The following is a 13,826-nucleotide window of genomic DNA, read 5'->3' on the forward strand; positions in this document are numbered from 1 at the left end:
AAAACAGGCCCGAATAGTATTACATCATCGGGCCCTTACACTCAGGATTCTACCGCCAGCGGACGGTTTCTGAACTTAAGCGACTGGTACAGCCAAATCATCAGCACCAACGCCACACAGGCCAGCGCGCCCCAGGTAATTTCGCTAAAGACATCAATATAGGCGTTGATGGAATAGTTGATAGCACCGGAAGCATCAAACGCGCCCTGTGATGTCTGGTCGGCAATCACACCCGCCAGGTAGTTGGCAATGGCCCCGGAAAGCAGCATATAGATGCCGGTTAATACGCCGGTTACCCCTGGGATCTCAATGCGTGTAATTTGTGACATGGCGACAGGGTCGATAAACAGTTCGGCAAAGCCCATGACCGCCAGCCCCAATACCATCAGCGGCATGGAAGAGTGGCCGTAAGCTGCGGACCAACGGGCGCTTAAGGTCAGAATACAGAAACCCGCACTCATTAACCCCAGACCGAGAGCAAACTTACCCCAGATACGAACGGTACGATTGCCACTCACGCTTTCTTTGACCACCCAGGCCAGCACGATACCGCACAACATAACGGCGAAGGCGTTTACCGACTGAAACATGGCAGTAGGGACTGAATATCCCATCACGTCGCGATTGACAAAGCGGTCGATATACAGGCTGATGGAGCTACCACCCTGCTGTGCAAAGGCCCAGAACAACAAGCTGAAGAAGGTCAGCGTGACGATAAGCCCCAGCTCTTTACGCTGTTTCTGCGTTTGCGCCTGACGGTAAATTTTTGCCAGAACAGCCAAACCAATGACGGTGGCGACAATCAGCGCGTACACGGACCACTCTTTCCAGAACAGGACGGTAATTAAAAGCGGTGCGGCGACCAGCAGAACCAGCAGCCAGGCCCAGTTCGGCAGAATGAGCGATTTGGCACACAGCACGGCTTTGTTGACGCCGGTGGTGTGAGCGAAATGACGATTCCCGCATAAGAAAATGACCAGCCCGGCCAGCATACCGATAGCGGCCAGCGCAAAGCCCATTGCCCAACTGTACTCTTCCTGCACATAGCCGCAGGCGATAGGGGCAATAATTGAACCAATGTTACCGGCGGCATAGAGCAGAGAGAACCCGCCGTCACGGCGCGGATCTTCTGGTTTATACAATTCACCCAGCAGGCAACTGATGTTGGATTTAAACAAACCGTAGCCACAGACAATAATGGCCAGAGATAAATAGAGAAACGCCGGAGCCATTTCACTGGCGCCCAGGACCAGATGTCCCACTGCCATCAAAAATGCGCCAATCATTACCGCCATGCGGTTACCGAGCACTTTATCCGCCAGGTATCCCCCGAGAATAGGCGTGACATACACCAGCGAACAGTAAGCACTGAACAGTTCATACGCGTGATTATCGTTGTACTTAAGCTGGTTAGTGAGATACAGGATCAGCAGTGCACGCATGCCATAAAAACTGAAGTATTCCCAAATTTGCAGCGCGACGACGTAATAAATCGCGCGCGGCTGAGATGCTTGTTTATTCATTATTTTCTCGAAGTAAATGCCTCACGACGGGAGGAACGTGCCGTGTGAGTGTGTTTCCTTAAAGTTGTAACTTTGATACAGATCTGATTATTTTTGCAATATGCTGTCTGATTGCATAAATATACATGAATAAAATCTCATGGTGGTAAGCAATTTACGTTTACAGGCCGCGTGATTGTTTCTTGATGTGTCAGCGAAATGGCTATCGACGAACGGAGATGAGGACGCTATTTTAACTGAAGCTGTGTTGCTGATTGGGCAGGCAGAATTTATGACAACGAGGACGATGATGAAAAACACCGAGCTGGAACAACTGATTAACGACAAGCTGAACAGCGCAGCCATAAGCGACTATGCACCGAATGGTTTGCAGGTTGAGGGCAAAGAAACGGTGCAAAAAATCGTGACCGGCGTAACCGCAAGCCAGGCATTACTGGATGAGGCTGTTCGCCTTGGGGCCGATGCGGTCATCGTTCATCATGGTTATTTCTGGAAAGGCGAATCTCCGGTTATTCGTGGCATGAAGCGCCGGCGTCTGAAAACGCTGCTGGAAAATGACATCAACCTGTATGGCTGGCATCTGCCGTTGGATGCCCACCCCGAACTGGGGAATAACGCACAGCTGGCCGCGCTCTTGGGGATCACGGTGATGGGGGAGATAGAGCCTCTGGTACCGTGGGGGGAACTCTCCATGCCGGTTCCTGGGCTGGAACTGGCATCCTGGATTGAAGCGCGTCTGGGACGTAAACCGTTATGGTGCGGTGATACCGGGCCTGAAAACGTTCAGCGTGTTGCCTGGTGTACGGGGGGCGGTCAAAGTTTCATTGATACCGCAGCCCGCTTTGGTGTTGATGCTTTTATTACCGGGGAAGTTTCTGAACAAACCATTCACTCTGCCCGCGAGCAGGGACTGCATTTCTATGCTGCCGGTCACCATGCTACCGAACGCGGCGGTATTCGTGCATTGAGCGAATGGCTGAATGAAAATACCGATCTGGATGTGACGTTCGTCGACATCCCTAACCCAGCCTGATAAAGAGGGACGAAAGTGCAGCGAGCGCGTTGTTATCTGTTAGGTGAAACCGCGGTGGTTCTGGAGCTGGAACCGCCGATTACGCTGGCAACTCAGAAACGCATCTGGCGTCTGGCCCAGCGTCTGGCTGATGCTCCGAATGTACTTGAAGCCATTCCGGGAATGAACAATATCACGGTGATCCTGAATTCCCCGCAGACGCTGGCGCTGGATGCCATTGAACGCCTGCAACGTTGGTGGGAAGAGAGCGAGGCGATGGAGCCGGATTCGCGCTTTGTCGAAATCCCCGTTATCTATGGTGGCGAATACGGGCCCGATCTGGCCGAAGTCGCCCGGCACAGTGGTTTGAGCGACAAGCAGGTCGTTGAATTGCATGCGTCAGTTGATTATGTCGTCTGGTTTTTAGGGTTTCAGCCGGGATTTCCCTATCTTGGGAGCTTACCGGAACCATTGCATACACCAAGACGAGCCGAACCGCGCTTACTTGTTCCGGCAGGGTCGGTGGGGATCGGCGGGTCACAAACCGGTATCTACCCGATTGCAACGCCCGGCGGGTGGCAACTGATAGGACGTACCGCCGTTAAGCTTTTTGATCCGCAGCGCGAGGAGCCGATCCTGTTACGGGCTGGAGATACTGTACGTTTTGTCCCGCAGAAGGAGGGCGTATGTTAAACATCATTCGTGCTGGCCTGTACACCTCCGTACAGGATGGGGGGCGTCATGGCTTTCGTCAGTCAGGGATAAGTCACTGCGGCGCGTTGGACAAACCGGCATTGAACGTCGCTAATCTGCTGGTAGGAAATGATGCGAATGCTGCCGCGCTGGAAGTCACGTTGGGTCAGTTGGTGGTGGAGTTTGACGCGGATGGTTGGTTTGCCTTGACCGGCGCGGGATGCGAAGCGCATTTGGATCGTACTCCGGTATGGAGCGGTTGGCGGTTGCCGGTTAAAGCCGGACAACGCCTGTCATTAAAACACCCGCATCATGGTATGCGCAGCTACCTGGCGGTGGCGGGCGGTATTGATGTTCCCGACGTTATGGGATCGCGCAGTACCGATTTGAAAGTTGGTATTGGCGGGTTTGAAGGACGTTTGTTACGTGATGGCGATAAGTTGGCGATTGGCGTTTCAACACGACAATTCAATGGCCCACAAGGGGTAAAACAGTTGATGTGGGGCAACCACATTCGTGCGCTGCCCGGACCTGAATATCAGGAATTTGACGAGGCATCGCAGGCATCGTTCTGGCGATCGCCGTGGCGACTGAGCCCACAGAGTAACCGTATGGGGTATCGCCTGCAGGGGCAGCCACTGACACGCGCGACAGACCGCGAGATGTTGTCACACGGTTTGCTCCCCGGCGTGGTACAGGTCCCGCATAACGGGCAGCCAATTGTACTGATGAACGATGCCCAGACCACGGGCGGATATCCGCGTATCGCCTGTATCATCGAGGCGGATATGTATCACCTTGCGCAGATCCCTCTTGGACAACCGATTCACTTTGTTCAGTGCTCGCTGGAAGAGGCGTTGAAGGCGCGTCACGATCAGCAGCGCTATCTGGAACAATTAGCATGGCGACTTAACGATGAAAATTGATTTGAATGCAGATCTCGGCGAAGGCTGTGCGAACGACGCGATGCTACTCCAGCTGGTGTCATCGGCCAATATTGCCTGTGGGTTTCACGCCGGTGATGCGCAGACCATGCTCTTAAGCGTGCGCGAAGCGCTAAAAAATGGCGTGGCAATAGGCGCGCATCCGAGCTTTCCGGATCGGGAAAATTTTGGTCGTAGCGCCATGACCCTGCCTGTGGAAACGGTTTATGCGCAAACGCTGTATCAAATTGGTGCGCTGGCGACCATCACGCGCGCTGAGGGCGGCGTGATGCGTCATGTCAAACCGCACGGCATGCTTTATAACCAGGCCGCAAAAGCTCCTGTGCTGGCCGATGCGATAGCCAGAGCGGTTTATGCCTGCGATCCGTCATTGATACTGGTAGGGCTGGCGGGAAGTGAGTTGATCCGTGCCGGAGAACATTATGGCCTGGTGACGCGTCAGGAGGTTTTTGCAGATCGGGGGTATCAGGCTGATGGTAGCCTGGTTCCGCGTAGTCAGCCAGGTGCACTGATCGAAGACGAAGAGCAGGCGCTGGCGCAAACGTTAGAAATGGTGCAGTCCGGGAGAGTAAAAAGCCACAGTGGAACATGGGCAAGCGTAACCGCGCAGACGGTATGCATTCACGGGGATGGTGAGCACGCACTCGCTTTTGCCCGTCGTTTGCGCAGCGCCTTTAATGCCTGCAATATTCAAATTAGCGCGTAAGTTTATTCATACAAAACAATAAGATATTACACAACAACATAAAGGATTTAACTATGGGAGAGGCTATTTCTCTCTGGCCATTGACGGGGATCGCCGTCATCGTGGTCGGATTTCTTTTACGTTTTAACCCGGTATTGGTGGTTATCGTTGCCGGGATCGTCACCGGGCTGGCTGCGCATATGCCAATCGCCACTATTCTCGAAAAGCTGGGTGAAGGCTTTCTCAACACCCGCAACCTGCCGTTTATACTGCTGATTCCGTTGGCAGTCATTGGTCTGCTGGAACGTCACGGTCTGAAAGAGCGTGCCCAGGCGTGGATCGCGAAAATCCGCAGCGCCACCAGTGGGCGTCTGCTCATTGTCTATCTGTTTATTCGTGAAGCGACCGCCGCGCTGGGCTTGACCAGCCTGGGTGGGCATCCTCAGATGGTACGTCCGTTATTAGCCCCGATGGCTGAAGGGGCAGCGGAGAAAAACCACGGGGAATTGCCGGGGGCCGTGCGTTATCGCCTGCGTGCAATGTCTGCGGCGACTGACAACGTTGGTCTGTTTTTCGGTGAAGACATCTTCGTTGCCTTTGGGGCAATCATTTTCATGCACAACTTTATGCTGGAGTCCGGTGGGATCCAGACCGAGCCACTGCATATTGCTTTGTGGGGGATCCCAACGGCAATTTGCGCCTTCTTGATCCACGGTACGCGCTTGTGGCGTCTGGATAACTATCTGCAGCGTGAGGTGGCGAAAGCCAATGCGGCAGCGAAAGGAGCAGCGCAATGAATTTTCAGCAAAGCTATCTCTACTGGCTGGCGGGTGCGGTACTGTTGATTGTGGCGGTGATGTCATGGCAGGACAAAGCGAACCCACGCCGTCTGAGCACGGGGCTGTTTTGGGGACTGTATGGTGTGCTGTTCCTGCTTGGCGACTGGACGTACTCGCTGTTTGGCGACAAACGTACGGTACATATCGCGGTCGGCATTGCGGTGGTCGTCCTGGCGCTGATTGCCGGGTTTGGCGGCGTGAAGCTGGGCAGCTACCATCAGCGTACACAACAACAGCGTGAAGAAAGCGCCAGTCGACTGGGTAATCGCCTGTTTTTCCCGGCGCTGGCTATTCCGGTGGTGACCGTTATCGGTGTACTGATGTTTAATCATATTCCGGGCTTGCAGGATGCGCTGTTTGGGCCAGGGAATCACGCCACACTGGTCACGCTCTTTTCGATGACCGCAGGTTCGCTGATTGGTCTGGCAATGGCGATAAAAATGACCCATGAGCGCGTCCATCAGCCCATTCAGGAAGCCCGTCGTCTGCTGGACTCCATCGGTTGGGCGTTCATCCTGCCGCAAATTCTGGCGACGCTCGGGCTGCTGTTTACGGCTGCAGGGGTGGGCAGCGGCATTTCATACCTGACCCAGGAATACCTCGCGGTAGATAGCCGTTTTATCGCCGTGGCGGTGTACACCATCGGCATGGCATTGCTGACCATGGTGATGGGCAATGCGTTTGCTGCTTTCCCGATTGTGACCGCCGGGATCGGTATTCCAATTCTTGTGTTGCAGCATGGTGGTAACCCCGCGGTGATGGCGGCTATTGGCATGTTCTCCGGTTATTGCGGAACCTTAATGACGCCGATGGCAGCGAACTTTAACATCGTGCCTGCAGCCCTGCTGGAGTTACCGGATAAAAATGCCGTGATTAAGGCGCAGGTGCCAACCGGGATACTGCTGTTGCTGGTTAACGTGTTCCTGATGTATTTCCTGATGTTCCTGTAAGGAGGAAGGATGAAAACGGTCTTAATCACCGGATTTGAACCCTTTGGCGGCGAGTCAGTTAACCCTTCCTGGGAAGTGGTCTCCGGGCTCGACAATGCTATCATCGCCGGGTGCCGCGTCGTTGCGCGTCAGCTACCGTGTATGTTTGGCGAGTCTCTGGCCGTACTTAATGCCGCGATTGACGCGCTGTCACCGTCGTTGGTGCTGGCGGTGGGGCAGGCAGGAGGTCGTACCGATATTACCGTTGAGCGTGTGGCGATCAACGTGGACGATGCGCGTATCGCGGACAATCAAGGCCAACAACCGGTAGATGTGCCGATTGTCGCCGAGGGCCCGGCAGCATGGTTTAGCACGCTGCCGATCAAAGCGATGGTGATGGCGATGCGCAACGCGGGAATTCCGGCCTCGGTTTCCCAGACCGCTGGCACTTTCGTGTGTAACCACGTGATGTATGGCCTGCTGCATAAACTACGCGACGCCCCGGCAGTGAAGGGCGGTTTTATCCATATTCCTTATCTGCCACAACAGGCCGCCGCGCACCCCGGAGCGCCAAGTATGGCGAGCGAAACGGTGCGCCGGGCGCTGGAAATTGCCATTGACACTGCATTGCAGGTGGACAGCGATATTGCGGTGACGGGCGGTGCAACACACTAACAAAGGACAGTATTATGCCTGAAGGCCCGGAGATCCGCCGCGCGGCGGATAACCTGGAGGCGGCAGTCAAAGGCAAACCCCTGACGGATGTCTGGTTTGCCTTTGAGCAGTTAAAACCGTATCAATCCCAACTCATCGGGCAGAGTGTTACCCAGCTTGAAACGCGGGGTAAAGCCTTGCTGACCCATTTTTCCAATGGCCTGACGCTGTACAGCCACAATCAGCTTTACGGCGTGTGGCGAGTGGTCGATACCGGCAACATTCCGCAAACCACGCGGGTGCTGCGCGTCAGGCTGCAAACAGAGGATAAAACTATCCTGCTGTATAGCGCGTCTGATATCGAGATGCTGACGCCAGAGCAGCTTACCACCCATCCGTTCCTGCAGCGGGTTGGGCCTGACGTACTGGATGTACGTTTAACGCCCGATGACGTTAAAGCACGTCTGCTTTCATCCCGTTTTCGCAATCGCCAGTTTTCCGGTCTGTTGTTGGATCAGGCATTTCTCGCGGGATTAGGTAACTATCTGCGGGTAGAAATTCTCTGGCAGGTGGGGTTGACCGGGCAACATAAAGCGTCACAGATTAGCGATGAACAGTTGGATGCACTGGCGCATGCGCTGCTTGATATTCCTCGTCTGTCCTACAACACCCGTGGGCTGGCGGATGAGAACAAGCATCACGGGGCGCTGTTTCGCTTTAAGGTTTTTCACCGGGACGGAGAAGCCTGTGAGCGCTGTGGTGGGATCATCGAGAAAACGACACTTTCCTCGCGACCGTTTTACTGGTGTCCGGGCTGCCAGCATTAGGTAGGCTGTCTTGGAGCATGCGCTGAGATAAACCGCGCCACCGCCGGACCGGTCAATAAGATACTGAACAGCCGCAGGGTTTGCATTGCCATGATTAGCGCCATATCGGCGTGGCTGCCTGCGGCAATTACCGCGACGGAATCCACGCCACCTGGGCTGGTCGCCAGATAGGCGGTGAGAAAATCGATTTGCATGTAATGCGCCAGACTCCAGGCCATAGCGGCGCAGATCGCCATCAGTGAAAAAATGGACAACAGGATCTGCGGCAAAGGGCGCAGCGCCATTAAAAAGATCTGCTTGTCAAAACCCAGGCCGATTTGCCAGCCGATGGCCATATACGCTATCGCCAGTAGCCATTCCGGCAGTTCAATTACCATCACACCACCTGCGTTCAGCAATGCCCCCGCCAGCATCGGCAGCAACATGACGCCAGAGGGAATACGCAGTAAGCGCCCGGCTATACCGGCAACTGCGGCCAGCAGTATGGTGCTCAACAGATTAATACTCAGCGGTGGAAACCAGACGATTTGCTGACCGACCGTTTGCGCCTGATCGCCCATGACAAATCGGGTTACCAGCGCGGCAGCGCCGACCACCAACAGTACCCGCAGATACTGCATAAAGGCAACCAGGCGGATGTCAGCGCCATAATCCTGCGCCATCGCAACCATCGCGGCTGCCCCACCAGGTGATGAACCCCACGCGCCGGTGTTCCCTGGTAGATTGCTGTAGCGAACCAGCAGCCAGCCGATTACCGCGCTGCTAATGAGGGTTACCAGCAGGATGACAATTACCATCGGCCAGTGTGCCGCAAGCGTGGTTAAAATAGATCCTGTGAGGTTTTGCGCAATCATACAGCCGAGAACGGCCTGCGCGGCAAGAAATGTGCAGCGGGGAGGGTGCAGGGAGATCCCGCGCATACTGAAAATGATACCGACGATCATCGAACCGAGCAGCAATGCGCCTGGGAGATGTATCAACAGGAAGAACAGGGAAAGAAGGAGCGATAGCAGAAACAACAGGCTCCACTGTAAAACAGGCATCCCATGCTCCTGAGTTAAATGACGGAATTCTCAGTAAATCATAGAGAAAGCGTGATGAGAATAAAATAATGTGGATCAATAAAAACAGGCCGGACTCTGGCTTCAACGCCTTGTCCGGCCTGGGAGAGTTGATTGCTGTAAGCCGGACAGGCGCTAACGCTATCCGGCAGACAATTAACGCTTAATATCAGACTTAAAATCACGCTTGTCGTAGCCGGTGTACAGCTGACGTGGACGGGCGATCTTCATGCCATCGGTGTGCATTTCGTTCCAGTGCGCAATCCAGCCAACGGTGCGCGCCATGGCGAAGATAACGGTGAACATAGAAGACGGAATACCCATCGCTTTCAGGATGATGCCGGAGTAGAAGTCGACGTTCGGGTAGAGTTTCTTCTCGATGAAGTACGGGTCGTTGAGCGCAATATGCTCAAGCTCCATGGCCACTTCCAGCAGATCGTCTTTGGTGCCCAGCTCTTTCAGCACTTCGTGACAGGTTTCACGCATCACGGTGGCGCGCGGGTCATAGTTTTTATAAACACGGTGACCAAAGCCCATCAGGCGGAAAGAATCATTCTTGTCTTTCGCGCGGCGAACAAATTCCGGAATGTGTTTAACAGAGCTGATTTCTTCCAGCATTTTCAGTGCAGCTTCGTTTGCGCCACCGTGAGCCGGTCCCCACAGGGAAGCAATACCGGCCGCGATGCAGGCAAACGGGTTAGCGCCAGAAGAACCCGCGGTACGTACGGTAGACGTTGAGGCGTTCTGTTCGTGGTCGGCGTGCAGGATCAGGATACGGTCCATGGCGCGTTCCAGAATCGGATTCACTTCGTATTTTTCGCACGGCGTGGAGAACATCATGTTCAGGAAGTTACCGGCGTAGGAGAGGTCGTTACGCGGGTATACGAACGGCTGTCCGATGGAGTATTTGTAGCACATCGCGGCCATGGTCGGCATTTTGGACAGCAGACGGAAAGCGGCGATTTCGCGGTGACGCGGATTATTCACATCCAGCGAATCGTGATAGAACGCAGCCAGCGCCCCGGTTACACCGCACATAACGGCCATCGGGTGAGAGTCGCGGCGGAAACCGTGGAACAGACGAGTGATCTGCTCGTGGATCATGGTATGGCGAGTGACCGTGGTTTTGAACTCGTCGTACTCTTCCTGTGACGGTTTTTCACCGTATAGCAGGATATAACACACTTCCAGATAGTTGGACTCGGTCGCCAACTGGTCAATCGGGAAGCCGCGATGCAGCAAAATACCTTCGTCACCATCGATGAACGTAATTTTGGATTCGCAGGATGCGGTAGAGGTGAAACCTGGGTCAAAAGTGAACATCCCTTTTGAACCGAGACTACGAATATCAATAACATCTTGACCGAGCGTACCTTTCAGCACATCCAGTTCAATAGCAGCGTCACCATTTAGAGTGATTTTTGCTTTAGTATCAGCCATTTACGGTCTCCTTAGCGCCTTATTGCTTAAGACTGCCGGAACTCACATTTGCCTTCGTACATCAATGAACCGTTACCAGTTTGTTATTTGGCTCGCCGCTCTGCGAAAGAGGGGATGACCTGGGTACAGAGCTATGGGCGCTTGCAGGTAAAACGGTCTTTTCATGGCGAATAAACTGCAAATCAAGAGCTTAGCAATCCGAATTATTAAACCTGTCTATCACTAATAACTGTCCTGACGGTATTGGTCAATACTTCCACACTGTTGCATAACTAAATCTCCGGTGAAAGAGTGACCCCATAACTTTTACGCATTATATGCTTTTTCTGGTGTCGTTTGTAACAACTTTGTTTAATGATTGTCAAATCAGATGATTAAAAATTAAAATAATGTTGTTATCGTGACCTATGTCACTGTTCGGGATAAAACCCGACAAACTATATGTAGGTTAATTGTAATGATTTTGTGAACGTCCTATACTGCCGCCAGGTCTCCGGAATACCCTGCAATCCCGAGCCAACCAGCGTTGTAACGTGTCGTTTTAGCATCTGGAAGCAGTGTTTTATATGACGCGTAGTTATAGTAAGGACGCTGTCTGACCCGCACGCAGACCGGAGGAAGGAAATCCCGTCGTCTTTCAGGCTACAGGTGTCTTCATCTTCTGTACCCGAAGTCCAAAGGGAATAATAAGAACAGCATGTGGGCGTTATTCATGATAAGAAATGTGAAAAAACAAAGACCTGTCAATCTGGATCTACAAACGATCCGGTTCCCAATCACGGCGATAGCGTCCATTCTCCATCGCGTATCCGGAGTGATCACCTTCGTGGCGGTCGGGATTCTGTTGTGGTTATTGGGTACCAGCCTTTCCTCCCCTGAAGGTTTCCTCACCGCGTCATCCATTATGAATAACTTCTTTGTGGAGTTAATTCTGTGGGGGATCCTGATTGCGCTGGCCTATCACGCCGTTATGGGCATTCGCCATCTGTTAATGGATTTTGGCTATATCGAAGAAACCCTCGAAGCAGGGACACGCTCCGCCAAAATTTGTTTCGTTATTATTGTCGTGCTTTCACTTCTCGCAGGAGTCCTCGTATGGTAAGCAACGCCTCCGCATTAGGACGCAATGGCGTACATGACTTCATTCTGGTTCGTGCTACCGCTATCGTTCTGACGTTATACATCATCTATATGGTCGGCTTCTTCGCCACCAGCGGCGAGCTGACGTTTGAAATCTGGACCGGTTTCTTCTCATCGGCATTCACCAAAGTCTTCACCCTGCTGGCACTTTTCTCCATCTTGATTCATGCCTGGATCGGCATGTGGCAGGTGTTGACCGACTACGTTAAACCTCTGGCTGTGCGCCTGATTCTGCAACTGGCTATCGTCGTTGCGCTGGTGGTTTACGTCATTTATGGATTTGTTGTGGTGTGGGGTGTGTAATGAAACTGCCAGTCAGAGAATTTGATGCTGTTGTGATTGGTGCCGGCGGCGCAGGTATGCGCGCGGCGCTGCAAATTTCCCAGAGCGGTCAGACCTGTGCGCTGCTCTCCAAAGTGTTCCCAACCCGTTCCCATACCGTATCTGCGCAAGGTGGCATCACCGTGGCGCTCGGTAATACCCATGAAGATAACTGGGAATGGCACATGTACGACACTGTCAAAGGGTCGGACTACATTGGTGATCAGGACGCTATTGAATATATGTGTAAGACCGGTCCGGAAGCGATTCTGGAGCTGGATCACATGGGGCTGCCGTTCTCTCGCCTCGATAATGGCACCATTTATCAACGTCCGTTTGGCGGCCAGTCGAAGAACTTCGGCGGTGAGCAGGCGGCACGTACCGCAGCGGCGGCAGACCGTACCGGTCATGCGCTGCTGCACACGCTTTATCAGCAGAACCTGAAAAACCACACCACCATCTTCTCCGAGTGGTATGCGCTGGATCTGGTAAAAAATGCTGATGGCGCGATTGTCGGTTGTACCGCGCTGTGTATCGAAACCGGTGAAGTGGTTTACTTCAAAGCCCGCGCCACCGTGCTGGCGACCGGCGGTGCTGGCCGTATTTATCAGTCCACTACTAATGCCCACATCAACACCGGTGACGGCGTGGGTATGGCTATCCGCGCTGGTGTGCCGGTGCAGGATATGGAAATGTGGCAGTTCCACCCAACCGGTATCGCCGGTGCGGGTGTTCTGGTAACAGAGGGTTGCCGTGGTGAAGGTGGCTACCTGCTGAACAAACACGGCGAGCGCTTTATGGAGCGTTATGCGCCGAACGCGAAAGACCTGGCGGGGCGTGACGTGGTGGCGCGTTCCATCATGATCGAAATCCGTGAAGGTCGCGGTTGCGACGGCCCATGGGGTCCGCACGCCAAGCTGAAACTCGACCACCTGGGTAAAGAAGTACTGGAATCCCGTCTGCCGGGCATTCTCGAACTGTCTCGCACCTTCGCTCACGTTGATCCGGTGAAAGAGCCGATCCCGGTTATCCCAACCTGCCACTATATGATGGGCGGTATTCCGACCAAAGTCACCGGCCAGGCGTTGACCGTAAACGAGCAGGGCGAAGATGTGGTGATCCCTGGGCTGTTCGCAGTAGGTGAAATTGCCTGCGTATCCGTTCACGGCGCCAACCGCCTGGGCGGCAACTCGCTGCTGGACCTGGTGGTGTTTGGTCGTGCGGTGGGTTTGCATCTGCAAGAATCTATCGCCGAGCAGGGTGACCTGCTGGATGCGACCGAAGATGAAATCGATGCTTCTCTGGCGCGTCTGAACCGCTGGAACGGTAACCGCAACGGTGAAGACCCGGTGGCCATTCGCAAAGCGCTGCAGGAATGTATGCAGCACAACTTCTCGGTATTCCGCGAAGGCGATGCGATGGCGAAAGGTCTGGAAGAGCTGAAAGCGATTCGCGAGCGTCTGAAAAATGCCCGTCTGGACGATACCTCCAGCGAGTTCAACACCCAGCGCGTTGAGTGCCTGGAGCTGGACAACCTGATGGAGACCGCGTACGCCACCGCAGTATCTGCAAACTTCCGTACTGAAAGCCGTGGCGCGCATAGCCGCTTCGACTTCCCGGAACGTGATGATGAAAACTGGCTGTGCCATTCCCTGTACCTGCCAGAATCGGAATCCATGACACGACGTCAGGTCAATATGGAACCGAAGCTGCGCCCGGCATTCCCGCCGAAGATTCGTACTTATTAATGCGGAGACA

The 13,826-nt window shown here is 53.9% G+C and carries 15 protein-coding genes; 11 read left to right on the forward strand and 4 right to left on the reverse strand.

The genetic code is table 11. From position 1 onward, the window contains the following. Positions 1 to 41 precede the first annotated feature (41 nt). Entirely contained in the window at positions 42 to 1,523 is a 1,482-nt protein-coding gene (gene dtpD, locus AL515_RS08490) for a dipeptide permease DtpD (RefSeq protein ID WP_048212266.1), read from the reverse strand. Positions 1,524 to 1,812: 289 nt separating this feature from the next. Between dtpD and ybgI the strand changes: the two genes are divergently transcribed. From ybgI to nei, 8 genes are read left to right on the forward strand one after another with little or no spacing between them, the layout of a single operon-like run. Beyond that, positions 1,813 to 2,556, forward strand: a complete 744-nt coding sequence (gene ybgI / locus AL515_RS08495) for a radiation resistance protein YbgI (RefSeq protein WP_105242157.1) — start codon at positions 1,813 to 1,815, stop codon at positions 2,554 to 2,556. Between the two features lie 15 nt (positions 2,557 to 2,571). Continuing rightward, positions 2,572 to 3,228 (forward strand): 5-oxoprolinase subunit PxpB, encoded by a 657-nt coding sequence (pxpB, locus tag AL515_RS08500; protein ID WP_061067534.1) that lies wholly within the window; start codon positions 2,572 to 2,574, stop codon positions 3,226 to 3,228. Beyond that, the gene (gene pxpC, locus AL515_RS08505; RefSeq protein ID WP_061067535.1) at positions 3,222 to 4,154 is read left to right on the forward strand and encodes a 5-oxoprolinase subunit PxpC; all 933 of its coding nucleotides are present in this window, start codon (positions 3,222 to 3,224) and stop codon (positions 4,152 to 4,154) included. The genes pxpB and pxpC overlap by 7 nt, the downstream gene beginning before the upstream one ends. Then, the gene (gene pxpA / locus AL515_RS08510; RefSeq protein WP_061067536.1) at positions 4,144 to 4,878 is read left to right on the forward strand and encodes a 5-oxoprolinase subunit PxpA; all 735 of its coding nucleotides are present in this window, start codon (positions 4,144 to 4,146) and stop codon (positions 4,876 to 4,878) included. The genes pxpC and pxpA overlap by 11 nt, the downstream gene beginning before the upstream one ends. Before the next feature lie 53 nt (positions 4,879 to 4,931). After that, entirely contained in the window at positions 4,932 to 5,654 is a 723-nt protein-coding gene (locus AL515_RS08515) for a DUF969 domain-containing protein (protein WP_005122560.1), read from the forward strand. Next, positions 5,651 to 6,646, forward strand: a complete 996-nt coding sequence (locus AL515_RS08520; RefSeq protein WP_048212260.1) for a DUF979 domain-containing protein — start codon at positions 5,651 to 5,653, stop codon at positions 6,644 to 6,646. Before AL515_RS08515 ends, AL515_RS08520 begins: the two co-directional genes overlap by 4 nt. A 9-nt stretch (positions 6,647 to 6,655) precedes the next feature. Beyond that, positions 6,656 to 7,300, forward strand: a complete 645-nt coding sequence (pcp, locus tag AL515_RS08525) for a pyroglutamyl-peptidase I (protein ID WP_061067537.1) — start codon at positions 6,656 to 6,658, stop codon at positions 7,298 to 7,300. Between the two features lie 14 nt (positions 7,301 to 7,314). Continuing rightward, the gene (gene nei, locus AL515_RS08530; RefSeq protein WP_061067538.1) at positions 7,315 to 8,106 is read left to right on the forward strand and encodes an endonuclease VIII; all 792 of its coding nucleotides are present in this window, start codon (positions 7,315 to 7,317) and stop codon (positions 8,104 to 8,106) included. Here nei and AL515_RS08535 read toward each other — a convergent pair. The 3 genes from AL515_RS08535 to AL515_RS24085 form a co-directional block, all read right to left on the reverse strand. Beyond that, positions 8,103 to 9,149: an AbrB family transcriptional regulator gene (locus AL515_RS08535; RefSeq protein WP_061067539.1), complete on the reverse strand. Its 1,047-nt coding sequence runs from the start codon at positions 9,147 to 9,149 to the stop codon at positions 8,103 to 8,105. The two genes, nei and AL515_RS08535, sit on opposite strands and share 4 nt — an antisense overlap. A 174-nt stretch (positions 9,150 to 9,323) precedes the next feature. After that, positions 9,324 to 10,607: a citrate synthase gene (locus AL515_RS08540; protein WP_048212256.1), complete on the reverse strand. Its 1,284-nt coding sequence runs from the start codon at positions 10,605 to 10,607 to the stop codon at positions 9,324 to 9,326. Positions 10,608 to 10,813: 206 nt separating this feature from the next. Next, positions 10,814 to 10,867 (reverse strand): hypothetical protein, encoded by a 54-nt coding sequence (locus AL515_RS24085; RefSeq protein WP_418135082.1) that lies wholly within the window; start codon positions 10,865 to 10,867, stop codon positions 10,814 to 10,816. A gap of 437 nt (positions 10,868 to 11,304) precedes the next feature. Between AL515_RS24085 and sdhC the strand changes: the two genes are divergently transcribed. The 3 genes from sdhC to sdhA are packed head-to-tail and all read left to right on the forward strand — an operon-like array spanning position 11,305 to position 13,816. After that, the gene (gene sdhC, locus AL515_RS08550; protein ID WP_003831406.1) at positions 11,305 to 11,709 is read left to right on the forward strand and encodes a succinate dehydrogenase cytochrome b556 subunit; all 405 of its coding nucleotides are present in this window, start codon (positions 11,305 to 11,307) and stop codon (positions 11,707 to 11,709) included. Further along, complete coding sequence (gene sdhD, locus AL515_RS08555) at positions 11,703 to 12,050, forward strand: succinate dehydrogenase membrane anchor subunit (RefSeq protein ID WP_061067540.1); 348 nt, start codon at positions 11,703 to 11,705, stop codon at positions 12,048 to 12,050. Before sdhC ends, sdhD begins: the two co-directional genes overlap by 7 nt. Further along, positions 12,050 to 13,816, forward strand: coding sequence for a succinate dehydrogenase flavoprotein subunit (gene sdhA / locus AL515_RS08560; RefSeq protein ID WP_003022919.1), 1,767 nt, complete (start codon positions 12,050 to 12,052; stop codon positions 13,814 to 13,816). The genes sdhD and sdhA overlap by 1 nt, the downstream gene beginning before the upstream one ends. The last annotated feature ends 10 nt before the right edge of the window (positions 13,817 to 13,826 follow it).

This window comes from Citrobacter sp. FDAARGOS_156 (assembly GCF_001559235.2).
GTDB classification, from domain to species: Bacteria; Pseudomonadota; Gammaproteobacteria; order Enterobacterales; family Enterobacteriaceae; genus Citrobacter; species Citrobacter youngae.

Excerpts from the sequence above, each read along its gene's own strand:
- pcp (WP_061067537.1), top strand. The coding sequence starts at position 6,656 with ATGAAAACGGTCTTAATCACCGGATTTGAACCCTTTGGCGGCGAGTCA.
- pxpC (WP_061067535.1), top strand. The coding sequence starts at position 3,222 with ATGTTAAACATCATTCGTGCTGGCCTGTACACCTCCGTACAGGATGGG.
- nei (WP_061067538.1), top strand. The coding sequence starts at position 7,315 with ATGCCTGAAGGCCCGGAGATCCGCCGCGCGGCGGATAACCTGGAGGCG.
- dtpD (WP_048212266.1), bottom strand. The coding sequence starts at position 1,523 with ATGAATAAACAAGCATCTCAGCCGCGCGCGATTTATTACGTCGTCGCG.
- ybgI (WP_105242157.1), top strand. The coding sequence starts at position 1,813 with ATGAAAAACACCGAGCTGGAACAACTGATTAACGACAAGCTGAACAGC.
- AL515_RS08515 (WP_005122560.1), top strand. The coding sequence starts at position 4,932 with ATGGGAGAGGCTATTTCTCTCTGGCCATTGACGGGGATCGCCGTCATC.
- pxpA (WP_061067536.1), top strand. The coding sequence starts at position 4,144 with ATGAAAATTGATTTGAATGCAGATCTCGGCGAAGGCTGTGCGAACGAC.
- AL515_RS08535 (WP_061067539.1), bottom strand. The coding sequence starts at position 9,149 with ATGCCTGTTTTACAGTGGAGCCTGTTGTTTCTGCTATCGCTCCTTCTT.
- sdhD (WP_061067540.1), top strand. The coding sequence starts at position 11,703 with ATGGTAAGCAACGCCTCCGCATTAGGACGCAATGGCGTACATGACTTC.
- sdhA (WP_003022919.1), top strand. The coding sequence starts at position 12,050 with ATGAAACTGCCAGTCAGAGAATTTGATGCTGTTGTGATTGGTGCCGGC.
- AL515_RS08540 (WP_048212256.1), bottom strand. The coding sequence starts at position 10,607 with ATGGCTGATACTAAAGCAAAAATCACTCTAAATGGTGACGCTGCTATT.
- AL515_RS08520 (WP_048212260.1), top strand. The coding sequence starts at position 5,651 with ATGAATTTTCAGCAAAGCTATCTCTACTGGCTGGCGGGTGCGGTACTG.
- sdhC (WP_003831406.1), top strand. The coding sequence starts at position 11,305 with ATGTGGGCGTTATTCATGATAAGAAATGTGAAAAAACAAAGACCTGTC.